A 24938-nucleotide genomic window follows, 5' to 3' on the forward strand; every position below is an offset into this window, starting at 1 on the left:
TGACCTGATAACAGTCTTAACTATTTTTTTACATTTAGCCAATCAGAGGGGAGAAAAATTGGGAGCTAAGCCACAGAGATTATTGAGAATAACGCTCCCGCAGGATGCAGGAGCGTAGGGGGAAATTAACGCAGGCCCAACTGGAAGATCAGGGTTTCAGCTTCACAGGCGAAGACAAAGTCAATGTCCAGACGCACACCCTGTGCTTCTTCTGTCCAGGTCGCGGTAATCTGGCAAGGATCAGATTCCACACCACGGGCTTTTGCGGTCAGTGCAGCCAGAGTTTCTTCCGCTTCAGCGCGGTTAGCAAAAACACGGCTATAGGAGGCGGTGCAGTCGGAGTTGTCCATGATGGTACCAACATCCATACAGCAGCAAACCGGGGTTTCATCAGCACTGCATTTACTCATTGTGATTTCCTCTGAATTCGCACCCAAGGTGCCAGATAACGTTGGACATATTTTACCCCCCGCATGGGTGCCTCTCCAGTTGATAATTTGCAGAAGGCCTTCAAGTGACCGAAATCACACTTAAAAATGATCTAAAACAAAAATCACCCGTTTTGATTAGCGACCCTGGCCGCAATTTTGCCACGCAGATCCCGTTTCGAAGATCATACTTGAAAATTTTTATATACAACCTTGCAACATTTCCTCTGGTCAGACCTATACTCTCGCCACTGGTCTGATTTCTAAGATGTACCGCAGACCCTACACTTGCGCCCCTGTTACGCCATGTAACATATTTAAATAAATATAATTGATGAGGTTTTGGTCATGAGCCAGAAAACCCTGTTTACGAAGTCTGCTCTCGCTGTTGCAGTGGCAATCGTCTCAACTCAAGCCTGGTCAGCAGGCTTTCAGCTCAACGAATTTTCTTCTTCTGGCCTTGGCCGTGCCTATTCTGGTGAAGGTGCAATTGCTGATGATGCAGGTAACGTCAGCCGTAACCCTGCATTGATCATGATGTTTGATCGTCCGACTTTCTCGGGCGGTGCTATTTTCGTTGATCCGGATGTAAATGTGTCTGGTCGTTCCTCTATAGGTAACGATGCAAGTCAGGACAATATCGCTCCAACGGCCTGGGTGCCTAACCTGCACTTTGTGACACCGATTAACGATCAGTTCGGTATGGGTGCGTCACTAACCTCCAACTACGGCCTGGCGACTGAATTTAACAACAGTTATGCAGCAGGTTCGATGGGCGGTAAAACCGACCTGGAAACCATTAACCTGAACCTGAGCGGTGCCTACCGCCTGGACAGCCACTGGAGCTTCGGTCTGGGCTTTGATGCCGTTTACGCGAAAGCAAAACTGGAGCGTTATGCAGGTGACCTGCCGCAAATCATCGGTTCTAACATCCCGGCATTGGTTCGCTCAGGCCAGTTGACTCCAGCTCAGGCTGCAGCCATTGGTTCGCAAGCAGGCGGTATCAGCCGTGATACCCAGATTGCTTACCTGAAAGGTGATGAGTGGGGCTTTGGCTGGAACGCCGGTATCCTGTATGAACTTGATAAAGACAACCGTTATGGTTTGACCTACCGCTCTGAAATTAAAGTCGACTTCGACGGCGATTATAAGAGCAGCCTGCCTACGTCATTGAACCCAATTAACGCCGCACTGGGCCTGGGTTTACCGTATGGAACAGGCGGCCAAACCACCAATGGTGCGTTGACCCTGAACCTGCCAGAAATGTGGGAAATTTCAGGTTACAACCGAGTGGCACCGCAGTGGGCGATTCACTACAGCCTGGCATACACCAGTTGGAGCCAGTTCCAGGAGCTGAAAGCCACCAGCAGCAACGGTCAGACACTTTTTAAGAAAGAAGAAGGCTTCAAAGATTCTTACCGCATTGCATTGGGTACCACCTACTATATGGATGATAACTGGACCTTCCGTACCGGTATTGCCTTCGATGACAGCCCGGTTCCGGCAGACAAACGTTCTATCTCCATTCCGGATCAGGACCGCTTCTGGCTGAGTGCAGGTACCACGTACGCCTTCAACAAAGATGCGTCAGTTGATCTGGGTGTTTCTTACATGCACGGTCAGAAAGTGGAATTCACCGAAGGCCCATACACCTTTAAATCTGAAGGTCGTGCCTGGCTGTATGGTGCGAACTTTAACTACGCGTTCTGATTTTTATCTGACATAAAAAAAGGTGAGCCAGATAATGCGCTCACCTTTTTTATTGCTCTGCATTTACTTATTCAGAGTCGATATCTTTTAAATCACCTTCGATCGCTTTCGCGTTCGGGTTTTCATCCGGCTTTAGCTTACCGCCGTTGGCGATGAAGTCGTGGCGCTGGAAGTAAGCTTCACGCACCAGGATGTACGGGTCAGAAGACTGACGCAGCAGGCCATCGGAATCCAGAAGTTGCGCACGTGACTCGATCCCTTCCACTGTCCATTTACCTACGGACAATGGCCAGGTCAGCCAGGAAAGCACCGGATAGAGCGTATCAGCCATATCGCCACCATCTTCACGCAGCGTAAAGCTGCCATAGAACGGCAGCTGCACGTATGGACCGTAACCGATCCCGTAATGACCCAGCGTGCTACCAAAGCGGTGTGGATCAACCCGTTGCAGTTTGTCATTTGACATGCCGGCGACATCCATAAAGCCGCCCATCCCCAGTAGGGTGTTCAGGAAGAAGCGCGTGAAGTGCACCATGCCCTGGTAGGGATCGCCCTGCAGGAAGAAGTTCACCATGATGGCTGGCTCTTCAAGGTTACTGGTAAAGTTGCTCAGGCCATTTCTCGCCGGTTGCGGCACATAGTCACGCCAGGCAACGGCAACAGGCCGCAAAACATACGGATCCAGTACGTTGAAGTTGAAGCTGTACATCGTGCGGTTAAACCCTTCAAGCGGATCAGAACGCCCCTGCTGATCCCCGGAACTGGCGCAGCCAGCCAGAAGGGTTGTCGCCAGCGCGAGCGCTGACAGGCGAAAATTCATAGATGTCTCCCTGAAGAAAATGGCTTTCGCGAAACGCCATCCCTTTGCGCGCAAATGCAGGCCGTGGTGAGTAGCGTCATAAGCATGCAACGCATTGTATCAGTACACGTTGTGATGTCTACGAAACGGGAAATCCTCATTTCAGCATAGCTGTAGTTTGGCCCCGTGTTTGCCGCCATAGTATATAAACTTTGCGCATTCGGTATCACCATAGCTGCCATTAACAATAAATTCGGACTGAACCGCCCTGAAGGGCTGATAAAAGCCGCTACGCTTATGGAATAAAACAATTTTTGGTAGAGCTATCATGGGCGACGTCGTGGAAGAAAAAATCGATAAACACACTGAAGAGATTCAAGTAGAGAGCGATGAGAAGCAGCGTGGCGAGAAGATTGAAGTCGATGAAGACCGGCTTCCCTCTCGTGCGATGGCGATTCATGAACACATCCGGCAGGATGGTGAGAAGGAGCTGGAACGCGACGCCATGGCGCTCTTCTGGTCTGCCATTGCCGCCGGCTTATCCATGAGCGCATCGCTGCTGGCAAAAGGGATTTTTCACGTTCAGCTTGACGGTATTCCGGGCGCGTTTGTGCTGGAAAACCTCGGTTATACCTTTGGCTTTATTATTGTCATTATGGCCCGTCAGCAACTCTTTACCGAAAATACCGTGACCGCTGTACTGCCCGTGATGCAGACCCCTTCGTGGGTGAATTTCGGCCTGATGATACGTCTCTGGAGCGTGGTGTTGTTGGGGAATCTGGTTGGCACAGGGGTTGCTGCCTGGGCGTTCGAATATATGCCCATTTTTGATGAAGAGACGCGGGGTGCGTTTGTAAAAATCGGTATGGACGTGATGAAAAATAGCCCTGCGGAGATGTTTTCCAACGCCATCATCTCCGGCTGGATTATTGCCACTATGGTCTGGATGTTCCCTTCTGCGGGTGCAGCGAAAATCGTAGTCATTATTCTGATGACCTGGCTTATTGCCCTCGCCGACACCACCCATATTGTCGTGGGCGCAGTCGAAATCTTTTATCTGATCTTTAATGGGACTATTCACTGGAGCGAATTCTTCTGGCCCTTCGCCCTTCCCACCCTCGCGGGTAACATTTGCGGCGGAACGCTCATCTTTGCCCTGCTGAGCCATGCGCAGATCCGCAACGATATGATTAATGCCCGCAAGGCGGAGGCTAAAGCCAAAGCAAAGGAACAGCAATCCCCCCAGGATTTTGCAGAAAAAGAGGCGAAACGGTGACACTTTAACCACTTGGGCGCAGGTACGCTTAACGCGCAGCCGGAATAACGTTATACTCCTGCCGCCTTGTCCCCTTAGTTAAATGGATATAACGAGCCCCTCCTAAGGGCTAGTTGCAGGTTCGATTCCTGCAGGGGACACCATTTCTTAATTACCCATCATTTCCCTCAATTACCAAAACACTAGATATCAATGCCGTTTAACCACGCCATCATTCCCGCACAGTAACTAACATGATTTAACTGCACCGAACTTTTGCGGGTATATTGTGGGCATACGGCAAAATGGCCACGGATTTATGCCCATATGCTCACGGTAAAGCAAATTGACACAGCCAAGCCTGCAAAAATTCTTCTCGCCTCGCTACTGCAGGAGGCCTTTTAGCGGCGATTAGTGCAACCTGAGTGAATGTGATGTGGCTGCAATGAATTTCCTTTGTCATGGATATCGTGATTTGTCGAAGCACTTAGTTCCGAGCTAACCCTGGACATTGTCAGTGCGCAAGCTAATGAATTGTCCGCTTCGTGCCATGAGTTCAACGGGTCGATGGAACACTGAGCTTCACATCTGCAAGATAGGTTAGATCTACAATATAACAAGATAAATTATATTTGGTTTGAAAAAGGCCGAATGGTGATTAATTTGTAAAACACTCTGCAGGCGGAAGTAGTACAAAACCACTTAATTCAGGCAGATTACTTATAAATAGAAAAGTATTCGGCAAACAGTCTCACTCATCATAACGACGTTGATCAAGACAGGGGGGAAGTACCGTGATTAAAGTGTTTTATACCCTCCAGGATATGGAAATGTTTGTTAAAGGCGTGTCGTTCCAGTCAAGAGATAGTGCGGTGGCCGCGATCGCCACCGCAATAGAATGACTAACTAATCCGTGAAACATGTTCAGCTGCAGCTTCATTCGCGCGTTGACAAGCTTGTGCGAGACTTTCGCCTCGAGAAAGCGCGTTGCACAACACCCCCACAAAGCAATCCCCTGCGCCGTGGGTACTCACCAGCATAACAGGAATAGCAGGCAGAGAACGGGCGGTCTCCCCTTTCATGCCAAACGCAACACCATGTTCACCCGCCGTCACAACGACGGCAGGAAAGCGTTCGCTAAGTTTGTCTGTTGCAGCGCGAGCAGAATCCAAATCCGTCACCTCAATGCCACTTAAATCCCGTGCTTCAACTCCGTTAACAACCAGAATATCAATGTTGCTTGCCAGTTCCTGACTTAACAATCGTGCGGGAGCTGCATTAAGACACACCCGAGCTTGATGACGATGAGCCGCCTGTGCGGCGTGAATATTTACCGATTCAGGGACTTCATTTTGCAGAATCAGCAGTTGAGTCTTGTCCCATAATGCTGCATCAGACAGAACATCCTCAGGGATATGGTTATTCGCGTTAGAAACCACCACAGCACCGTAGTCCCCTTCCGCATCGCTTATAGCAACACTCATCCCTGAAGGAACCTCTTCGAGAGTGGCCAGGCGACGGATATCAATCCCATTGCCGGTGAGAACATCCCGTAAAAATTCGCCGTTCGCATCAGCCCCGACCGCGCCCACAAAAGCAACCTGCGCGCCAGCCTGCGCGGCGGAAACGGCCTGATTGCCGCCTTTGCCGCCAAATTTAAAATGGCAACCACTGCCAATTACGGTCTCACCTTTTTCAGGGCGATGGTGCGCCTGTAACATAACGTCGTAATGCAGACTGCCAGCGACGACTATTTTGCTCATGCTAGTATTCTCTTAAGTCTTTGACCGCTTGCTGCGTTTTCATCAGGTTTTTCTCCGCTTTCTTCAAATCCTTTTTAGCAATAGCGACAAACAGCGCGTCCAGGATATTGAGTTGCGCAATGCGTGATGCAGCATTTTCCCCGAGCAGATGCGATCCCTGTGATGTTGAATTGAGCACCACATGCGAGTTTTGCGCGATGGGTGACTCAGCGTAGTTGGTAATGGCAATGGCTTTGGCGCCGCTACGGGTCGCCAGTTTAACCGGGTCATTCACGGCGCGCGTCGCGCCGGAGTGACTAATTGCAATAACCACATCATCGTCAGACAAAATTGCAGCGGACATTAGCATCGTATGGGCATCGTCATACACGGATGACTTGATGCCAATTTTCAGGAGCTTATGCGACAGATCGCGCGCGACAGTAGCGGAGCCACCGACGGCATACATATCGATGTAGCGCGCTTTGAACAGGAGTTCAGCCGCGCGATCGAATGCCGCAACATCAAGGATTGAACTCGTTTCCTCGATGGCCTGGATTGATGTCCGAAACACTTTTGCCAGGAGTTGTTCCGACGAGTCTTCAGGCTCAATTTCCTCATGCAGATTGGCCACTTCAGAATGGTTGTAGTAAATCAAACTGCTTCTGAAATCACGAAAACCGGAAAAGTTAAGTTTCTTGGCAAGTTTTACCACCATGGCTTCAGAAACATTATTCTCCTGTGCAATCTCTTTTAACGATGTTTGCTCAGAGAGATCGGTTTTAAGCGTGATTGACTCCACAACCTTTTTCTCCAGGGGAGTCAGATGGGGCAATCTCATTCGAATTTGAGCACCAATCGCTCGTGGATCCAGGTTCATTATTTGCCTCGTGTCGCTCTGTCAATCAACATCGCTATGATAATAATAAGCCCCGTAGCAAGCAATTGATAAAAAGCCTGGATATTCAGTAATGTCAACCCGTTACGTAATGCCCCAAGGATGATTGCTCCGATAATTGTACCGAGTACACTACCTTTACCTCCCATTAATGAAGCACCACCGATTGCCGCAGCAGCAATGGCATCAAGCTCCCATAAATTTCCTAATGTGGGTTCAGCCGCTCCCAACCTGCCAATTAAAATAAGAGCAGCAAGTGCGGCTAATAAACCGGAAAGAACATAGACAGTAACCTTAGTTCTTTTTACAGGCACGCCCGCGACTCGTGCCGCCTCTTCATTTCCTCCCACAGCAAGAATATATTCACCCAGCGGGGTTTTATTCATGACCACCCATAAAATCAGCGCAATAGCGACGACGATTAAAATCGGCACTGGGATCCCAAACACCATCCCATTGATTATATTTCGAAATTCCATTGGGATGCCAAATATTGGATTACCGTCGGTGAAAATCAGCGCCATAGCCCGAAACAGTGATAAACCACCCAGCGTGACAATAAACGGTTGTAAGCCAGCATAAGCCACAAGCGTGCCGCTAAATACGCCGCACAAGGCACCAATACTTAACGTGGCCATGACGGCTAAGGGAACAGGAACTCCGGCGACCATTAGCGTTGCCCCCAGTACTGCGGACAGCGCAGCCGCAGGCCCAACCGATAAATCAATTCCGCCTGAGATAATGACCAGCGTCATTCCGAGAGCAATAATGGCGTTGATTGACGATTGCTGTAAAATATTCAGTAAATTAGGTAACGTAAAAAACACCGGCGATAAAAAAGAAAAGGTAATGATAATAATTAATAGGCCAATCAGTGTGCCTGCATCGCGAACATTAAATTTAAAATGTGACACCACTGGTGCTGTTGGCTGGGTATTGCCTTGAGTTATCATAATAGTGACCTTATTTGTAAAAGGGAAAAGTTAAATTTTCGTTCCAGGTTCGTTAATGGCAAACCTGGCAATATTTTCCTCTGTGATATCGTCCCCGTGTAATTCAGTAGAAACCTTACCTTCACGCATAACAAGCACGCGATCTGAAATTCGGATGATTTCTGTCATTTCAGATGAGACGACGATTATCGCTTTTCCCTGCTGTGCAAGTTTTTCAATCAGATTATAAATTTCTGATTTTGCACCAATATCTATCCCGCGAGTGGGTTCATCAAAAAGGAAAACCCTGGTGTCAGCGGCAACCCAGCGGCCAATAATCACTTTCTGTTGATTGCCGCCACTGAGAGTGCCAATTGGCTTTTCAATATTCAACGGGCGTAACTTCAGGTCAGTCATGACATCCGTTGCTATCTGATTTAATTTATTTTTTTTAATTAACCCGCCAGCGGTAAAATTTGGCATTGACGGTAATGCCACATTCATTTTAACGGCGCGTTCTTTGATGATCCCTTCTTTTTTACGGTCTTCAGGCACGAGTCCGATTCCAGCACGAATGGCGCTGGCAATAGTCAGTTTCCCCAACACATTGCCCTCCACCGAAACCTGTCCACTTGTGGATTTGTCGATACCTGCAATCAGTTTCAACAGCTCGGTACGTCCAGCACCGACCAGACCGGCGATGCCCAATACCTCACCTGCGTTAACGGTAAAACTGGCATTTACAACCGCCTTATCCCGACTAAGGTTTTTGACTTCCAGTACCTGCTTTGTCGTCGCCCAGGAATTGTGCTTTACCTTCTCGATTTTACGTCCGACCATTTTGGTGACGATGGTTTCTTCCGTTTCATCGCAAATATTAACCACCCCGACCTGCTTACCATCGCGCATAATTGTCGCACGATCGCAGACTCTGAAAATCTCATTCATTTTGTGTGACACGTAAATCAGTGCCACATTCATGGATTTAAGATCGGAAATAAGCTCCGCCAGTCTGTCAAATTCGCGTGGTGTCAGGCTGGAAGTAGGTTCATCCATGGCGATTATCTTTGCGTCATCAAGCAAGGCACGGGCAATTTCCACAATTTGTTGCTGAGAAACCTTGAGGTTCTTAATTGGCTCATTGGGATCAATTGTTGGATCGAGACGCTTAAGGATCGTAACAGCCCGCGCATACTGCGCTTTCTTGTTTACGAATAACCCTTTGTAATGCGTCAATGGCCGCCCTAAAAACATATTCTGCGCAACGGAGAGTTCTGGAACATGCTGCAATTCCTGATGGATCATCGCAATTCCAGCATGACGAGCTGAGAGCGGGCTTTTCATCTGAATCACCTGACCTTCAACACAAATTTCACCGCTATCAGCCGCTCTGACCCCGGATAGGATATTGAGTAAGGTCGATTTTCCCGCACCGTTTTCGCCAATCAACGCATGAACTTCCCCACGCTTAACCGAAAAATCAACATCCTGAACGGCAATGGCATTACCATAGGTTTTGGTAATACTGCGCATCGTTAAACAAAACTGTTCCATACACCCTCCGTTGCCTCGCTTTATTGCTGTTTCAGCAGTTCACGCAGTTTGTCGTTATCTTTAGTGGAAAATGCGTCTGCATTTTCTTTGGTGATAAGTGCCTGCGGGGTCGAAACGACGCGAGAAATTTTCTGTCCATCAATCAAACGCAGCATCACTTCCATCGCTACTTCCCCCGTCAGTATCGGGAAGCTGTCTACCGTACCGGTTAACTCACCGCGCTTGATGGAGGCATAGGCATCGGAAATACCATCAGTACCGAAGACCGCGACCTGACCCGATTTATTGGCCGCACGAACGGCTTCAACCACCCCTAATGCCATACCATCGTTGTTAGCGTAAAAACCAATCAGATCAGGATGTTGTTGCAGAATGGTCGCAGCGGCATTGTAGGCACGCTCACGACTCCAGTTAGCCGGAATGCTGGCGACAAGCTTAAATTTGCCATTAGCGCTGATCGTTTCACGGAAACCGTTGGTGCGTTGGCCGGCAGCATATACGCCAGGCTGTCCTTCAATAATGGCAACTTTCCCGCCTTCAGGGTGGTGTTTGATAAACCAGTTCGCCACGCGAACACCGTTATCTTTCTGCACGTTACCCACATACCATGCCGCTGTTGGCATGACAGCATCATTCACATTGACGACCGGGATACCTTTGCTTTTTGCCGCTTCCCAGGCGGGTTGCAGATTGGCATCAGTTTGTGGTGACACGAGCAAGCCGTTAAAACCCTGTGAGAGAAGGGTTTCAGCAATGGAAAGCTGGCCCAACTGATCGTCTTCATTTGCAGCAGCCTGGTAAGCGAGGGTAAATCCATTCTTCTTTGCCACATTTTTGTAGCCGTCGCCTAACGAGCGCCAGTATTCATTGGTTAACGTTTTCGATACGCCACCAATTTTCAGCTGACTGTTGGCTGCAGGCATCGGGCCATACTTGGACGTCAGCTCTGTCCAGTCTGTCCTGTCGGGTTCGGTATCCGAATGCAGCGGCGGAAGTTCTGCTGCGTAAAGGCAAGAACTGACGAGCATAGAGGCGAGTACAGAGAGTAATTTTATTTTCATCTTATGACCTTCAATGTTTTTGTAGGGGTAAACACCGGTAGTTCATTTATTAGCGAGCCAGCATGATGTCATTCACGACTTGCTGTGAAGTAACAGCATCCTGCCGCGAGATGGCATCTGAGAGCTCTGGATTGTTATTGAGCTTTTCACTCAATTGTAAGAAGCGTTTGACGGTCGCAATATTAGTTTCCGCTTCGCGCACAGGGTCAAGACCGCTTGCGTCCGGGAAGGTATCGAAGTAATAGGCCCCCTGATAACCATCACGTTGCATCTGCCAGATAAATTCCAGTGTTGCGCGGGGATTGACTGAACCCACCATCAGGCCATCATCACGTTTGCCCCATCCATCGTTCAGATCCAGACCCAGTAAGCGTGAGCGGCGTGCAACCATCGCAGCTGCGTAAGCCGGGATCTCGTTAGCGAAGAGTACGTGAGCAAAATCAAGCGTAATACCAAGATTTGGAGACCCCGCTTCTTCAACGGCTAAGAGACACGTGGTCACGTTCGGGAAGATGCTGTATGCACGAGGTTCATTGGGCTTATATTCGATGCTAATATCCACATCCGGCGCGTACTCCGCGACTTCACGCACCGCAGATACAGCGTCTTCCCACATTTTTTTGTAGTCAGCCTGGAAGCAGTAATCAAAACCATCCTGCCCCATCCAGAGTGTCATTAAGCTCGCACCAAATTCACGCCCGGCATCAATACCTTGCTTCGTCAGGTCGATGGCTTTGCGGCGAATTTTTGCATCCGGGTGTGTAAAAGCACCAATTTTGAACTCCGGCGCATCCCAGCGCATTTGCATACCGTTAACCGCAAGCCCGGCGGCTTCAATCGCCTGACGCATCGTTTTCACGTCCGTGGTCATATGCTGGGGGTAATTCAGGTCCAGATGAGTCAGTCCTTTCACCGTGCCGGCACGTTCAATCATCTGCAGTACTGACGGTTTTCCCTGCAAATCCGGCCAGTAAAGATGCGGCCCGGAGGCAAAGGAGTTAAGGCGTGTGGCAAATTTCAATTCTGACATGGGAAGTCCTTCCTAAATTGATTCGTAAAGTACTTTCTTTCTTCACGATTATTTGTGAAGTAGTAATTTACTATCACTGAAGTAAAACTTCCGCAAGTTAATTGCGTGCTGAAAGACAGATAATGAGAGGCTATTCACGAAAAAAGGGGATATCTGACATTGAAGTCGATGATACGTTAGAGATCTCTGACTCGATTGAAGTCTAAAGTTGCCAAGGCTACAACTGCAGCCCTGGATACATAAATGGTCAACAGGTATCAAGGGATCGTTCTGGGTTTAGGTTTAGGCTTACTCTTGGGAAGTGAGCAAACTTAAGCAACATCCTCTGTACACATCATAAAAGACGGAAGCGGCAAGCCAGCTGTTTTCTTCCTGTTTACAGTCAACTCCCGGCTGGCAAAGGTAACAAGCGCCCAGTAATTCTGCGATGGACGTTTTAACAAATCAGTCTAACCAGACATGATGACAATACCATCAAGGATCACCCGCTCACGCTCATCCATCTCATCTGCAGCCGCCCAATAAAATAACGGCTAAAACAGCTCAGTAACCCGGCAAACACTGCACATATTGAAGCCAGCCTTGCATCGCTCTAACGAGGCGATTATGAGGAACTGGACATTTAATGAACGCCAAAGAATCCATACAAGATAAAGGTGATTTAGATTACTGGGCTAGAAGTGATTCACAAACGCATAGAACTGATTAGTGCGCCACGTAATGACATGAAACGATGATTTGCATAGCTACTGAAAATAACTATTAACCCTCGCAGACCAGTCACACGCCGAGCCATAAGACAAGGAGCCTACTATCAAATTTCAACCCCAAAGCAATGCGGCTTGCCGAAGCAAACCGCACCATAAAAGCAGCCTCAGAACGACTTAAATCAGCGCTCTGCCCAGCGGCACAATATCGCACCACTGCTTTTTATATGACCAGTGTTCCTTATAGATCCCAAGAGAAAACTTGAATTCTTTCTGCTGCTCCTGACACAAGGCTCTTGCTTTCTGGATGTTAGCCCATAACAAGATGGTGCCGAGATTATATTCAGGATATAAACTAGAGTAGCCGCCATTGATATCATCAAAATAGATAAAATCATTAGCCTCTGATTTAAATATAATATCTAACGCACATACCTCGCCATTTTTTACCAGCACACAACCAAACAAGAGGTGTTGCAGACTTGTCAATGTTTCACACAAGTCACTATAACTGAAACATTTCAATTTATTCTGCCATCTGTCCTTGAATAAGCTTATGTATAGCGAAGCGATCTCTTCAATGGTGAACGCATTGATATCTTTAACCTCTCCGCCTTCCCTCAGGAATTTGTTAAGCTCACCGTTCCTTTTTTTCTCAGTAGACTTAGAAAAACTATGTTTAATGTACGCGATTTTATGTTTCAGGTGGCAGGAGTGAACGACGTTAAAAAAGTTCCCCTTATGAGCTGGTGATAATCGTTTTGTATTAAAGGGCAGAAATCCTCCGCCGTCTTCCGAAAAAGGAAAAAAAACATCATCAAAAACAACGGGAAATCTTTTGTCCTGTAATGATAGATTGCCTTTAACTGAGTAGCAGGCACCCGCGACTCTCCCCTGCGACATTTTGCAATAAAACTCAAGCACGACGCCGGATGCCCTGCTTAAAAACTGCAACACATCCGGATGGGTACATACAGAGCCGCCATAGAGATTATAAGCCAACTTGTAGGTTTCAAAATTCGATCTCTGCCATTTTGAAAAATATAACTTTATATTTTGTAAGTTCATGACCAGCCTTAACAATTCCATAAAGGTAAGTATTATTTTAGTTATGACTTGAATGAATAAACCCTACCACTACTTTCTTGATGGAACATTAATACGTCAGATAATACACATGCCTAACCGCCATCTGCGGCTCAATGAGTTTTCGCTAAAAAAAATATAAAACTAGCGCATGCACAATGGTAACTTTGTGCACTGCCATTATTAAATAATTATGACAATAAATAAGCCTATCCGTTCCAGGCAACAAATCCGGGGACAAATTTGTTAACACAATTTCCTTCGGGCAAAGGGACGCTATTTATGGTTCCCCTTGCTACATCATAATACGAAGGCCTCAAAAAATTTGCTATAAACCATCATTAAACGAAGTTAACTTTTAAAGTGCTGACTTCTGTTTCCTGATCTTTTTTATCATTGCCGCAACGCTAACGAAAAATACCGGCACAAAGAATACCGATAAGAGCGTACCGGTAATCATCCCCCCAAATACTCCCGTCCCAATGGCATGCTGCGTGGTAGCACTTGCCCCGGTCGCAACCATAAGAGGAACCACACCAAGGGTGAAGGCCAGCGACGTCATCACAATCGGGCGCAAACGCATTTTCGCCGCCTTGATCGTGGCAAACACAATGTTCTCCCCTTGCTCGTGAAGCTGTTTAGCAAACTCGATAATCAAAATGGCATTTTTAGCAGAGAGCCCAATGAGGGTAATCAGACCGACTTTAAAGAAAACGTCATTCGACAAATCCCGCATGATGACAGCCACTACCGCCCCCAGAATGCCTAACGGGACGACCATCAGCACCGAGAGTGGAATCGACCAGCTTTCATAAAGCGCAGCCAGCACAAGGAACACAACCAGCAGCGAAAGCGCGACCAGCATCGGAGCCTGCGAACCGGATTGCTGCTCCTGTAACGACTGGCCTGTCCATTCAATGGCAAAACCGGCCGGTAGCTTACGGGCTAATGTCTCCATTTCCGCCATTGCCTCGCCCGTGGAGTAGCCCTGAGCCGCCGACCCGGTAATGCGCATCGCGGGATACCCCTGATAGCGATTCAACTGTAAGGGAGACGTTTGCCAGTTAGCATGAACAAACTCAGACAAAGGAACCGCGCCCCCGGTTTTGTTACGCACATACATGGACAAAATCTCCTGTATGTTCATGCGATAGCGCGCATCTGCCTGCACAATGACCTGCTGAAGTCGACCCTCATTAGGGAAATCATTCACATAGGTCGAGCCCATCGCGCCCGACAAGGTTTGGTTAATATCGCTGAATGAAACCCCCATGGTTTCAGCTTTCTGACGGTCAATTGTCAGACCAATACTGGGGCCATCCGGCATACCATCCAGGTAAACCCCGCTCACAATCTTGCTCTGCCCGGCAAGAGTTAACAGCGTATTCAGCGCGTCATGTAGCGCAGCACTTCCTTTACCCGCCCGGTCTTCCAGGCGCAAACTGAAGCCAGACGAGGTACCCAGTTCAGAAATAGGCGGGGGCAAAAGGCTCATGACGGTCGCATCAGCGACATGGCTCATGGCGTTTTGAGCATACTCCGCCTCTTCCTGAGCAGAAGTACCAGTACGTTCATTCCAGTCTTTCAGGACGGTAAACGCGAGCGCAGCATTCGAACCAGAACCTGAGAAGCTAAACCCCAAAACGGACAGGTTATGATTCACATCAGGCCGTTTGGCTAATGCGCTTTCAAACTCTTTAACCACCTCCTCGGTGCGCTCGGTTGTCGCATCCGCAGGCAGTTGCAGCATGGTCATAAAGTAGCCTTGATCTTCTTCCGGAAGGAAAGAGGAAGGCAGGTTTTTAAACGCCACAAAAAGCGCGAGGCAAAGGCTGATATAAAGCAGCATCATCCTGCCCATTTTGGTTAACGCTTTTTGTACCCCCGTCTCATATTTCGCAGTAAGGCGTTCAAAGCCATTATTAAACTTACGGAAGAACCACGCTTTTTTATGCCCTTCTGGTGGTAATGGCTTTAATAGCGTCGCACATAAAGCTGGTGTCAGACTTAAGGCTAAAAATGCAGAGAAAAGGATGGATACCGCCATCGAGAGCGTAAACTGGCGATAAATCACCCCAACCGAACCAGACGCTAATCCCATTGGAATAAATACCGCCGTGAGCACCAGCGTAATACCCACCACGGCACCGGTAATCTCCCGCATGGCTTTTATTGTTGCATCACGTGGCGACAACCCCTCTTCTGCCATTAATCGTTCGACGTTCTCGACGACAACGATGGCGTCATCAACAATAATGCCAATCGCCAGCACCATACCAAACATGGTCAGAACATTAATGGAATATCCAGCGGCCATCATGACGGCAAATGTACCCAGCAAAGCCACGGGCGCAACGATGGCGGGAATAAAGGTGTAGCGGACATTTTGCAGAAAAAGATACATCACAATGAAGACGAGTATCATGGCTTCAATAAAAGTATGGATCACCTTTTCGATAGACACTTTTACGAAAGGAGCAGTATCAAACGGAATGGAATAGACCATGCCCTCCGGCATTGCCTTTGATAACTCTGCCATCCGGTCTTGCACCACATCAGAGGTCTTAACCGCGTTCGCACCAGGTGAAAGCTGAATAGCCACCGCAGTTGAAGGTTGTCCATTCTCGCGGGTCGCAAAAGAGTAGCTTTGCAGGCCCACTTCCACCCTGGCGACATCCCCCAGTAAAACTTTTGACCCGTCTGAGTTGGCCTTCAGGACAATCTGGCGAAACGCCTCAGGGCTGACCAACTGCCCGCTAACAGTGAGCGGGAATGCCGAGCGTTGGCCTGCAATGGCGGGAGAATCCCCCACTTTACCGGGCGCTATCTGGGCATTCTGTTGCGTAATCGCAGTCTCAACATCGCTGACGGTCAGGTGGTAAGAAACCAGCTTTGCCGTATCCAGCCAGATACGCATGGCTTTTTCTGCCCCGAATGCCTGGACCTTGCCCACACCGTCAATTCTGCGCAACTCTTCCGTGATGTTTCGCGCCATATAGTCACTCAGATCGGCTTCGCTGAATGTGCCAGCCGCCGATCGCAGGCCGACCATCATCAGAAAGCCTGATGATGCGGCCTCAACATTGATTCCGTTCTGGCGAACCGCCTGCGGCAAACGTGGCTCAACAATTTTAATCTGATTCTGAACATCCACCTGGGCAAGCTTGATATCTTTTCCAGGCTTAAAGGTCACGGTGATGGTCGCTGAACCCGACACATCACTGGATGATTCGAAATAGAGCAGATCGTCAACCCCGGAAAGCTCGCGCTCGATCAACGAGACCACAGAATCATTTAAGGTCTGCGGGGTCGCGCCCGGGTAGCTCACCGAAATAGACAAGCTCGGCGGAGCCACCGAAGGATATTGCGCAACCGGTAATTGAGGGATCGCAATTAATCCAAAAAGAATAATAAATAAGGCAATCACCCAGGCAAAGATCGGGCGCTGTATAAAAAACTGCGACATCAGGATGTCCTTTCGTCAAAAATAAAGAGAGCTTTTTCAGGTTTTATTTCAGCCATTGTTAATTACTGCTATCCCTTCCTGAAGTTTATCCTGACCCTCTACAACAATATTCTAACCCGCTTTAAGACCACCTTTAATAATAAAATGCTGGCCGGTCTGCTCCCCAAGCTGAATCTTTTTCTGGTATGCCATGCCCTTGCTGTCCACATACCAGGCAAAGGCTTCCCCCTGCTTGCGTTGCACCGATTCAACCGGGATCAGCAAGCCATTTTTATTAATGATCTGGGTGATTTTGAGGCGCACATACATGCCAGGAATCAGTTTTTTACCTGGGTTATTGGTGACCGCTCTTAAAACGACATCTCCGGTTTCATTATTGACGTTGATACCGGAGAACAAAATAGTCGGCTTAACACCATAGGACTGCCCATTATCATCAAGCAGAGTCAACACCCTGTTGTCTGCCGATGCATCCTGCATGAGTTTATTCACTTCCATTGCCGGAAGTCGGGCATCAATGTAAACATCATTGATTTGCTGAACGGTTGCCAGCGCCTGAGTATTACCGGCGCTCACCAGCGCGCCTTCGGTGACAAACTCCTGATCGATACGACCATCAATGGGTGCTCTCACGGTGGTGTACGCCAGATCGAGTTTCTTTCTGTTCAACGCAGCGGTCGCCTCTGCAACGCTGGCCGCAGCCTGAGTGGCATTGGCTTTTGCATCGTCAATGTCCTGGCGGCTCACCGCCCCGGAAGACTGAAGCTGGGACAGGCGCGCTGCGCGCAACTGGAGCTGATGGTAAGCGGCCTGCGCTTTAGTAAGTACTGCTGTAGCCATTTCGACATCCGCCTTAAACGGCGCTTCATCGAGTTGAAACAAAGGCTGATTAGCGCGCACCTCCGAACCCTGAACGAAGAGCCGGGATTTGATGATGCCGCCGACCTGAGGTCTAATCTCCGCTGTTCTGTTAGCACTTACCCGCGCAGGCCACGTCTGTTCTAAAATAATATCTGTCGGCTGAAGTTTAATTGTCCGAACAGTTTGCTGCGCTGGCTGCTGTGTGAGTTCATCCTGTGGGTTCGAATCACACCCGACGGACAACGCCAAAGCGAATGTAATAAATAAGATGTAAATTTTATTACTCATAAAAACCTATCCGGGTCAAAGCACGCGATGCATAATAAAAATGCAAACTAACTCATGATGATTAAGATTTGTTGCCGGTTTTGTGGAGATCAGATGGAGAGCAAAAATATAATTTTTCTCCTTAACAAAGAGGCTGTTTTCGATCAGGATAGGCAGTTATGAATAAGATACCGCTCGTTTTAGTTGTAGAAGATGATGCTGAGATTGCAGATATTGTTATGGCTTACCTGCGTCGCGATGGTTTAGAGGCTATCCATGCCAATACCGGCGCATTGGCGATAAATTATCACGCTCAACATGCACCGTCATTAATCGTCCTTGATATTCGTATGCCAGGAATGGATGGCTGGAGTGTGCTTACGGAAATCCGTAAAAAAAGCAACACACCCATTATCATGTTAACGGCCAATGATGATGATGCTGATAAATTATCAGCTTTAAGAATTGGTGCTGATGATTATGTTGTTAAACCGTTTAACCCTGCAGAACTGGTGGCAAGAATACGTGCTGTTTTACGCCGCACATTGTTTAACGATATTCCGACTAAACCCTCCGCCTATAAAACGGACTATCTTGAAGTTCAATTAGATGAACACCGAGTTATTCTCTCTGGTTCGGAAATAGATATTGGTCATGAACTAACCACCACCGAATTCAAGCTGCTGGTACATATGATAAAACAACCCAGAAAGGTGTTCAGTCGTCAGGAACTGATGGAGGCCTGTTTTACAGAAAGAGATGCCCTTGAGCGAACCGTCGATAGCCATATCAGCAAATTACGAAAAAAACTCGAAATGGCGGGACTGGCGGGTGTTCCTGAAAGCGTACGAGGTTTTGGTTACAGGTTAGGGAAATAAATGAGACAGTCGAGACTCAACAGCGCGCTGGCTATTTTGATGTTGAAGGTGACCCTCTATTCAACAGCGATTTCATTTTTTGTCTACTTTGTTACCACATGGATACTAGTCAACTGGCTGGGCCAGAAAGATCTTTATGATGACTACACCATGACCGGTTATGACTGGCTGCAATTCGCGTTGGGTACCTTTTTTTCTCTGTTTGCCTCTATTCTCACGGCCTTTAAGTTTTCGAAACATTTGCTCCATCCATTGATTTCGCTTGCTGACACCACCCGAAAAATCGCCAGCGGTACGCTGAGCGCAAGGGCCAATGTCGGTGAAGTTAAAATAAAAGAAGCCGCGTCACTGATTAATGACTTCAATACCATGGCAGAGCGACTGGAAACCACCTCTGGTGAAATAAAGACGTGGAATGCAGCGATTGCACATGAGCTCAGAACACCGATAACCATCCTTCATGGGCGCTTACAAGGGCTGGCAGATGGTCTGTTCCAGCCAGAACCCGCGCTATTTATGAATTTACTCAAACAGACCGACGGATTAATGCGGCTGATCGAAGATCTCCGCACCATCAGTCTTGCCGACAGTGGTTATCTGACCCTGCGTAAGGAAATTGTCGATCTCAGCCAGGAAATCACAGCAATTACCGAGATAATCACCCCTTCACTGAATGAAAGAAAGATAACCCCGGTCTTACGCCTGGACGATGTCTATTTGTCAGGTGATGCTATGAGAATCCGCCAGGCCATGCTTGCATTAATGGACAATACCCGTCGATACGCGGTATCCGGGATAGTGATGATTGCCTGCTACGCCGAGAACGATAACGCCATTATTACCCTTGAAGATGAGGGACCGGGTGTGCCCGATACACTCATAGACTCCCTGTTCGACCCCTTTAAACGTGCCGATGATTCCCGCTCCAGGGAGCATGGGGGTTCAGGACTGGGCCTTGCGGTCGTTAACTCTATCGTCAATGCGCATCAGGGTTCGATTGTCTATTTCCCAAGTAAACTGGGTGGTGCCGGGTTCAAAATTTCACTTCCCTTTCAATATAAAGATGCAAATGTTCCGTAAGGTTCAGCATGAACGAACACCGGGGCTCTGTACTATCAGGCTTCTGGCTGGCTTTGCAAACGAAGGGAAAACCGAAGAGAAACAGCCTATGCGATAGACATCACATTCACACCTTGTAATCACTTATCATTAGTCTCATATTTAGAGGGGTTATCCATTTTAACGTCTAAAATAATTGGCAACGACTTTGTCGAAATCAACTAATGTTATGATTGCTAGTGTTTTTTGTATGATGACGGTTTAAAACGCTTACCATAATGGCATTCAGATTTACTCAAGGAACCATCCCACAAGAGTCTGGTAAATCATGGAAAACAAAAAAATTCGTTTAAGAACAATCCTGACTTCTCTGACTGTAACAGCAGTAATGCTTACCGCTATTTTCCTGTTGGTTGCCCTGAGTATTTTTCAAAAATCAAACATTCAAAACAGTCTAATTCAAAACAATATAGCGTATGCAAGAAAGCTGGCTGACACGACGGATCATTACCTCACCATTAGCGAAAATGAACTCAAGTGGAGTGCAACTCAAATCAAAGATCTGGATTATAAAGATCAACTGGCTAATGAATCTGAACGTGTCAGGCTTCAATCTGGATTTTTTAATTCTGTTGTAATTGTCGACAAAAATAGAATAGTCAGAGCGACATCACCTGATAGCCTTAACTTGACGGGAAAAAAACTAACTTCTGGCGCCAGTTTACTCGCAGTAACTAAGCAAGTCCCTTTTATTTCTGAGCCATTCATTTCTGCCACTGGGAATGATGTTATCTTCATCTCCCACCCGATATTCTCCAATCAAAATGAATTCATAGGTTATATTGGAGGCACGATTTATCTCAAAAAACACAGCATTTTAAGCGAGATATTAACTCAGCATTTTCAATCTGGTAGCTCAGAGATGAAAATAATAGACCATAACGGAACAGTAATTTACAGTTACGACCCCGACATGGTGGGTTCACAAAACACATTCACATACACCACAACGAATCAATTTAATGAAAATAAAAATGGTATACTTACCGTTTTTGAAGATGGAGAAGAACACCAGGCTGCCTATGCAAAACTGAATAAAACCGACTGGAGCATTTTTATATTTGATGACGAAAACGAAGTTTTTAAAATACTTATTCAGATAGCAAAAGAAACAATCCTTTATATCATTGTCATTATCTTGCTTATTGGGTTTTTAATGGTGTTTCTTGGACGTCGTGTTGCAATGCCTATCGAAAAACTTGCTAATATAATGCGTGACAGTAATATTCATGACAGCAGCGACCGCTTTCTTAATTCAGTTCAGGTATGGTATTTCGAAGCAGATAAACTCAAAGATGCAGTTAAGCAGCATTTGCAGAAAACTCATTTACAGGTAAACGAACTTACAGATGTAGCTATGAAAGACCCACTGACTGGTATTTTTAACAGACGTGGCTTCAACAGCGTGTTAAAAAAACTTCCACATGATAAATTCATGAGTGTGATAGCTATTGATATTGATCATTTTAAAAATGTTAATGACCAATACGGGCATGATGCTGGAGATGCCGTTCTCGTCATGCTTTCAGACATCATAAGAAAGGCTTGCCGTGAGGGCGATGTCCCGAGCCGGTTTGGTGGGGAAGAATTCATCATTCTCCTGCCTGGGCTTTCAAGCAACGAAGCGGTCATTATCGCGGAGCGATTACGTTTAACAATCAGTTCTTCCATTTTTCCTCACGTGGGAAATCTGACAGTCTCAGCAGGAGTATCTTGTCTGTCAGATAACAATGGCGATATAACACTCACTTTGCGTCGTGCGGATGAAGCGTTATATCATGCTAAAGAGTCTGGTCGTAACATGGTCGTTCTTGCAACAGATAATGCGTTTTTATGCTATAAGAAACCTTAAGCATGGCAATAAAACAGATTATTAACAGTTGGGTTATAAAAACACGTTATGATGCGTTTGCCTTTCACAACCATTACTCCCTGACCCTTTCATCATGAAAATCAATCACTGCCTCAGGGTGGCGAATGAAAAAAACAGTCTACTCGGAATAATGGAACTCAATTCTTATACCACTTGGATCATAACACATCATGTGCATTGACGGCCCCTCTCTAATCAATGTTGGTTCAAATTCTATTTCAATTTGATTAGCCTTCAACACATCAAGAAGCTGAAACAAAATCTCTTTACTTTTAACCCGCAAAGCTAAGTGATGGAGTCCCACATTCATTTTGCGATCAAATTTAATGAACTCTTCTGTTTGCGTTTTCCAAAGCGTTATCATGAGTGCATCATCTTTCACAAAAATGGCGGGATAATCTTCGCGTCTTTTAACTTCCTTCCAACCCAATAATTTAGTGAAGAACTCGGCACTTTCTTCAAGATTTGATACAGCTAAACCAATATGGTGCACACCCGTAGTCACTGACATTGTTAATTTTCTCCTGCGAAAAGTTATTTAACCCACGTTTGAATCGCTAATTAGAACGAGCTTGTGGGATGTCATATATTTAAATTCCACGCGGACAGCTACGCCTTGCGTTTCATCATTTGAAGCAAAAGCCAGGCGCAGGCTATTTCGTGCCAAAGGCAAATTATTCAAGTGATGTGCTATTAAATCGTCCCGATGTTGATGAATGGTAGCAAGCCTGTAGTTTGTCCAGAAAAGTGAACAACACATCGTTCATTTCACTATAGTCATGCGCACGAAGCGCTTCGGGAGTGTTAACGAAGCGATATTCTGCAGCCCGGCTCAAATCGTTTTCTGAATGGGCAATAAGCCCCTCGACGACATCTGACGTTAACTCCATATGACACTGGAACCCATAAACCAGATCCGAGTAAGCCACTATCTGGCGCGGACAACCTTCACTGTACGCGATGATTTTTGCATCAGACGTAAGGCCCGGCATATCGTTGTGCCAGTGACCGACTTCAAGCCCATTGCCAAAATGAGAGAACATCTCATTTTCCTTTCCGGATTCTGTCAGGGTAATCGGGAACTTACCGATCTCTTTCTCCGGACTGTGAGTAAATGGAGCACCAAGCGCTTCGCCGATGAGCTGCGAACCTAAACAAATACCAATCACAGCTTTACCAGCGTGTATTGCACAAGCGATAACAGCCTGCTCCCGTCTGGAATCAAAATGAGGACACTCTTCAACGGTGATGCCCGGATCCTGCGGTCCGCCCATAACAATCAAGAAATCCACCGCCTTCACATCCTCTGGCAGCTTTTCAGCTGCATAAACACGTGAAAAAGTGACCTCATGCCCACGTGACCTTGCCCATGTTTCATACGCGCCAGGGGCTTCAAAACTTTCATGTACGATAAAGTGAACTCGCATTAGGATAGGCTCCTGTAAAACTGATGATAATCCTGATGTTGAATACATCCCCCTCCCGGTTGGTCATACCCGGGTGGTTCCGATTTCGCTATCATAATTGCAGGAGCTAAATCTGAAATGCCAGGTAGTATAGATAAAGCGCCAAGACATGATGAGTTAACAGGGTGGTCTGGCACTGCAATCCGCTATGAGCGCGGAGAGTCAGACCCTCCGCATCACCACATCGAAGGGCAGCTTTTATTCGCTACCAGGGGCGTAATGCTGGTCGAAACAGAGGGCCAGCGGTGGGTAATACCTCCTCAGCGTGCATTATGGATACCCCCTCTTCAGATCCACAGTTATAACCTTTTGTCACAAACAGACCTGCGGGCCGTCTACTTCAGCAACAGCCTGATTGCGGAATGCACGAGCTTTACAAAAAATAATCATGTCCACGTGATAGGAGCAACCGCGCTGGTAAAAGAGCTGATAGCCGGTTTATTCAGTGAGGTCTACAGCAGACCCAATCAACGTAAAATGGCCCTGTTGCTGCTGGATATTCTAAATGAGGCTTCCCCATTATCTGCAGAGCTTCCGGTCCCGAATGATGAGCGCTTATTCTCTGCGATAAGGGAGTTGCTGGTCAGCCATCGATGGGAAACATCTCTCACTGACCTGGCATTTATCGCCTCTATGTCTGAACGTACATTCTCACGTCTGTTTATTAAGGACACGGGCTTCAGCTTCAGAACATGGAAACAAAGAGCCAGGATTTGTGCATCCCTGGATCTTCTTGCCAATGGCATTCCCGTCAAGCAGGTTGCTTACCAGCTCGGTTTCTCGTGCCCGGCAGCGTTCACAGCGGCCTTCCGTTCCATTTTGGGTTCTACGCCACGCCATTTTTTGCCGTGATCTGCCGACTAACCTGACGGAGAAGCAACTAACGGATATTCCGGGCAAGAAATTCGCGAACAACATGATGAATTTCGTCGCAATGGGTTTCCAGTGCAAAATGCCCGGTATCAAAGAAATGAATGTCAGCACCTGGAATATCACGCCTCCAGGCTTCTGCCCCCGCAGGCAGGAAAAACGGGTCATTTTTTCCCCATACGGCTAAAAACGGCGGCTGATACTCACGGAAATAGCGCTGGAAGAGAGGGTACATCTGCACATTCGAGGCGTAATCCAGCAACAGATCAAGCTGAATCTCCGCATTGCCAGGCTGCATTATCTGCATCCCTTCAAGCGTATAGCCATCCGGTGAAACCATGCTCTGATCGGCAACGCCTTCCAGATACTGCCACTTAATAGCGGCCGGTGTCGGAAATTCGCGGAGTGCATTGCGGTTTTCAGGGGTCGGTTCGCGCCAGTATTGCCGGATAGGTGCCCAGGCCTCACCCAGTCCCTCTTCATAAGCGTTCCCATTCTGGGAAATGATGGCAGTCACCCGCTGCGGGTGCGCCAGTGCCAGACGCCAGCCAACGGGGGCACCGTAGTCGTGCACCATCAGAGCATAGCTATCAAGCTTCAGTTCTTCAGTGAACTGCCCAATCGTCAGCGCAAGCTGGTCGAAGGTGTAGGCATATTCGCCTCTCCCCGGCGCCTCGGTAAAACCAAAAGCAGGTAAATCCGGCGCAATCAGATGATAACGATCGGATAACCGGGAAATAAGGTCACGAAACATGAAGGATGAGCCTGCAAAGCCGTGAAGCATAAGCAACGTAGGCGCTTGTGGATCTCCTGCCTCACGGTAGAAAACCTTAGCATTGCCCGCTTGTTTGTAGCGGTAGTGAATCTTTGCAGACAGAGGGAAAGCTGTTTCACCAGCAATGCCTAATCCAGATGTAGAAGATGACATGAAAACCC

The 24938-nt window shown here is 47.4% G+C and carries 20 protein-coding genes and 1 tRNA gene; 7 read left to right on the forward strand and 14 right to left on the reverse strand.

Annotated elements, in window-relative coordinates:
- Positions 1-125: 125 nt before the first annotated feature.
- Positions 126-410, reverse strand: a complete 285-nt coding sequence (locus tag AC5JPW_RS19240) for a YfcZ/YiiS family protein (protein WP_485888904.1) — start codon at positions 408-410, stop codon at positions 126-128.
- A gap of 366 nt (positions 411-776) precedes the next feature.
- Between AC5JPW_RS19240 and fadL the strand changes: the two genes are divergently transcribed.
- Positions 777-2138, forward strand: a complete 1362-nt coding sequence (gene fadL, locus AC5JPW_RS19245; RefSeq protein WP_494242721.1) for a long-chain fatty acid transporter FadL — start codon at positions 777-779, stop codon at positions 2136-2138.
- Between the two features lie 67 nt (positions 2139-2205).
- Here the strand turns inward: fadL and mlaA are convergent, their stop codons facing one another.
- Positions 2206-2958 carry a phospholipid-binding lipoprotein MlaA gene (gene mlaA, locus AC5JPW_RS19250; protein WP_494242722.1) on the reverse strand — a complete coding sequence of 251 codons (753 nt, stop codon included), beginning with the start codon at positions 2956-2958 and terminating at the stop codon, positions 2206-2208.
- Between the two features lie 307 nt (positions 2959-3265).
- On the opposite strand from mlaA, the gene AC5JPW_RS19255 reads away from it, so the two are divergent.
- Both AC5JPW_RS19255 and AC5JPW_RS19260 read left to right on the forward strand, forming a co-directional pair.
- Positions 3266-4213, forward strand: a complete 948-nt coding sequence (locus AC5JPW_RS19255; protein WP_494242723.1) for a formate/nitrite transporter family protein — start codon at positions 3266-3268, stop codon at positions 4211-4213.
- A 68-nt stretch (positions 4214-4281) separates the two neighbouring features.
- Positions 4282-4356: transfer RNA gene (locus AC5JPW_RS19260), tRNA-Arg, on the forward strand.
- Positions 4357-5094: 738 nt separating this feature from the next.
- Here AC5JPW_RS19260 and AC5JPW_RS19265 read toward each other — a convergent pair.
- The 9 genes from AC5JPW_RS19265 to AC5JPW_RS19305 form a co-directional block, all read right to left on the reverse strand.
- The gene (locus tag AC5JPW_RS19265; protein WP_494242724.1) at positions 5095-5955 is read right to left on the reverse strand and encodes a ribokinase; all 861 of its coding nucleotides are present in this window, start codon (positions 5953-5955) and stop codon (positions 5095-5097) included.
- Position 5956: 1 nt separating this feature from the next.
- The gene (locus tag AC5JPW_RS19270; RefSeq protein ID WP_494242725.1) at positions 5957-6814 is read right to left on the reverse strand and encodes a MurR/RpiR family transcriptional regulator; all 858 of its coding nucleotides are present in this window, start codon (positions 6812-6814) and stop codon (positions 5957-5959) included.
- Positions 6814-7785: an ABC transporter permease gene (locus AC5JPW_RS19275; protein ID WP_494242726.1), complete on the reverse strand. Its 972-nt coding sequence runs from the start codon at positions 7783-7785 to the stop codon at positions 6814-6816. Before AC5JPW_RS19275 ends, AC5JPW_RS19270 begins: the two co-directional genes overlap by 1 nt.
- Positions 7786-7815: 30 nt before the next feature.
- Positions 7816-9318: a sugar ABC transporter ATP-binding protein gene (locus AC5JPW_RS19280; RefSeq protein WP_494242727.1), complete on the reverse strand. Its 1503-nt coding sequence runs from the start codon at positions 9316-9318 to the stop codon at positions 7816-7818.
- A 20-nt stretch (positions 9319-9338) separates the two neighbouring features.
- Complete coding sequence (locus tag AC5JPW_RS19285) at positions 9339-10379, reverse strand: sugar ABC transporter substrate-binding protein (RefSeq protein ID WP_494242728.1); 1041 nt, start codon at positions 10377-10379, stop codon at positions 9339-9341.
- Positions 10380-10428: 49 nt separating this feature from the next.
- A complete protein-coding gene (locus AC5JPW_RS19290) occupies positions 10429-11409 on the reverse strand; it encodes a TIM barrel protein (RefSeq protein WP_494242729.1) in 981 nt (326 codons plus the stop codon).
- A gap of 884 nt (positions 11410-12293) precedes the next feature.
- Positions 12294-13184 carry a GNAT family protein gene (locus AC5JPW_RS19295; RefSeq protein WP_494242730.1) on the reverse strand — a complete coding sequence of 297 codons (891 nt, stop codon included), beginning with the start codon at positions 13182-13184 and terminating at the stop codon, positions 12294-12296.
- A gap of 376 nt (positions 13185-13560) precedes the next feature.
- Entirely contained in the window at positions 13561-16668 is a 3108-nt protein-coding gene (locus AC5JPW_RS19300) for a multidrug efflux RND transporter permease subunit (protein WP_494242731.1), read from the reverse strand.
- 111 nt (positions 16669-16779) lie between these two features.
- Positions 16780-17817, reverse strand: a complete 1038-nt coding sequence (locus AC5JPW_RS19305; protein ID WP_494242732.1) for an efflux RND transporter periplasmic adaptor subunit — start codon at positions 17815-17817, stop codon at positions 16780-16782.
- 158 nt (positions 17818-17975) lie between these two features.
- Between AC5JPW_RS19305 and AC5JPW_RS19310 the strand changes: the two genes are divergently transcribed.
- The 3 genes from AC5JPW_RS19310 to AC5JPW_RS19320 all read left to right on the forward strand — a co-directional run bounded on the left by AC5JPW_RS19310 (position 17976) and on the right by AC5JPW_RS19320 (position 21645).
- On the forward strand, positions 17976-18674 hold the full coding sequence (locus AC5JPW_RS19310) for a response regulator (RefSeq protein WP_494242733.1): 699 nt from the start codon (positions 17976-17978) through the stop codon (positions 18672-18674).
- On the forward strand, positions 18675-19754 hold the full coding sequence (locus AC5JPW_RS19315) for an ATP-binding protein (RefSeq protein ID WP_494242734.1): 1080 nt from the start codon (positions 18675-18677) through the stop codon (positions 19752-19754).
- A gap of 307 nt (positions 19755-20061) precedes the next feature.
- Positions 20062-21645 carry a sensor domain-containing diguanylate cyclase gene (locus AC5JPW_RS19320; protein ID WP_494242735.1) on the forward strand — a complete coding sequence of 528 codons (1584 nt, stop codon included), beginning with the start codon at positions 20062-20064 and terminating at the stop codon, positions 21643-21645.
- A gap of 139 nt (positions 21646-21784) precedes the next feature.
- Here the strand turns inward: AC5JPW_RS19320 and AC5JPW_RS19325 are convergent, their stop codons facing one another.
- Together AC5JPW_RS19325 and AC5JPW_RS19330 are read right to left on the reverse strand one after the other, a co-directional pair.
- The gene (locus AC5JPW_RS19325; RefSeq protein ID WP_494242736.1) at positions 21785-22177 is read right to left on the reverse strand and encodes a VOC family protein; all 393 of its coding nucleotides are present in this window, start codon (positions 22175-22177) and stop codon (positions 21785-21787) included.
- Positions 22178-22340: 163 nt separating this feature from the next.
- The gene (locus AC5JPW_RS19330) at positions 22341-23093 is read right to left on the reverse strand and encodes a type 1 glutamine amidotransferase (RefSeq protein ID WP_494242737.1); all 753 of its coding nucleotides are present in this window, start codon (positions 23091-23093) and stop codon (positions 22341-22343) included.
- A 117-nt stretch (positions 23094-23210) separates the two neighbouring features.
- Between AC5JPW_RS19330 and AC5JPW_RS19335 the strand changes: the two genes are divergently transcribed.
- A complete protein-coding gene (locus tag AC5JPW_RS19335; protein WP_494242738.1) occupies positions 23211-23984 on the forward strand; it encodes an AraC family transcriptional regulator in 774 nt (257 codons plus the stop codon).
- A gap of 28 nt (positions 23985-24012) precedes the next feature.
- On the opposite strand, the gene AC5JPW_RS19340 is transcribed toward AC5JPW_RS19335, so the two are convergent.
- Positions 24013-24930 carry an alpha/beta fold hydrolase gene (locus AC5JPW_RS19340; protein WP_494242739.1) on the reverse strand — a complete coding sequence of 306 codons (918 nt, stop codon included), beginning with the start codon at positions 24928-24930 and terminating at the stop codon, positions 24013-24015.
- Positions 24931-24938: the final 8 nt, after the last annotated feature.

Source organism: Phytobacter sp., assembly GCF_059074235.1.

Bases quoted from the DNA above. Each gene is read 5' to 3' on its own strand.
- AC5JPW_RS19270 (WP_494242725.1), bottom strand. From the start codon at position 6,814: ATGAACCTGGATCCACGAGCGATTGGTGCTCAAATTCGAATGAGATTG.
- AC5JPW_RS19295 (WP_494242730.1), bottom strand. From the start codon at position 13,184: ATGAACTTACAAAATATAAAGTTATATTTTTCAAAATGGCAGAGATCG.
- AC5JPW_RS19240 (WP_485888904.1), bottom strand. From the start codon at position 410: ATGAGTAAATGCAGTGCTGATGAAACCCCGGTTTGCTGCTGTATGGAT.
- AC5JPW_RS19280 (WP_494242727.1), bottom strand. From the start codon at position 9,318: ATGGAACAGTTTTGTTTAACGATGCGCAGTATTACCAAAACCTATGGT.
- AC5JPW_RS19275 (WP_494242726.1), bottom strand. From the start codon at position 7,785: ATGATAACTCAAGGCAATACCCAGCCAACAGCACCAGTGGTGTCACAT.
- AC5JPW_RS19255 (WP_494242723.1), top strand. From the start codon at position 3,266: ATGGGCGACGTCGTGGAAGAAAAAATCGATAAACACACTGAAGAGATT.
- mlaA (WP_494242722.1), bottom strand. From the start codon at position 2,958: ATGAATTTTCGCCTGTCAGCGCTCGCGCTGGCGACAACCCTTCTGGCT.
- AC5JPW_RS19290 (WP_494242729.1), bottom strand. From the start codon at position 11,409: ATGTCAGAATTGAAATTTGCCACACGCCTTAACTCCTTTGCCTCCGGG.
- AC5JPW_RS19305 (WP_494242732.1), bottom strand. From the start codon at position 17,817: ATGAGTAATAAAATTTACATCTTATTTATTACATTCGCTTTGGCGTTG.
- AC5JPW_RS19310 (WP_494242733.1), top strand. From the start codon at position 17,976: ATGAATAAGATACCGCTCGTTTTAGTTGTAGAAGATGATGCTGAGATT.
- fadL (WP_494242721.1), top strand. From the start codon at position 777: ATGAGCCAGAAAACCCTGTTTACGAAGTCTGCTCTCGCTGTTGCAGTG.
- AC5JPW_RS19315 (WP_494242734.1), top strand. From the start codon at position 18,675: ATGAGACAGTCGAGACTCAACAGCGCGCTGGCTATTTTGATGTTGAAG.
- AC5JPW_RS19285 (WP_494242728.1), bottom strand. From the start codon at position 10,379: ATGAAAATAAAATTACTCTCTGTACTCGCCTCTATGCTCGTCAGTTCT.
- AC5JPW_RS19300 (WP_494242731.1), bottom strand. From the start codon at position 16,668: ATGTCGCAGTTTTTTATACAGCGCCCGATCTTTGCCTGGGTGATTGCC.
- AC5JPW_RS19265 (WP_494242724.1), bottom strand. From the start codon at position 5,955: ATGAGCAAAATAGTCGTCGCTGGCAGTCTGCATTACGACGTTATGTTA.
- AC5JPW_RS19335 (WP_494242738.1), top strand. From the start codon at position 23,211: ATGCCAGGTAGTATAGATAAAGCGCCAAGACATGATGAGTTAACAGGG.
- AC5JPW_RS19325 (WP_494242736.1), bottom strand. From the start codon at position 22,177: ATGTCAGTGACTACGGGTGTGCACCATATTGGTTTAGCTGTATCAAAT.
- AC5JPW_RS19330 (WP_494242737.1), bottom strand. From the start codon at position 23,093: ATGCGAGTTCACTTTATCGTACATGAAAGTTTTGAAGCCCCTGGCGCG.
- AC5JPW_RS19320 (WP_494242735.1), top strand. From the start codon at position 20,062: ATGGAAAACAAAAAAATTCGTTTAAGAACAATCCTGACTTCTCTGACT.
- AC5JPW_RS19340 (WP_494242739.1), bottom strand. From the start codon at position 24,930: ATGTCATCTTCTACATCTGGATTAGGCATTGCTGGTGAAACAGCTTTC.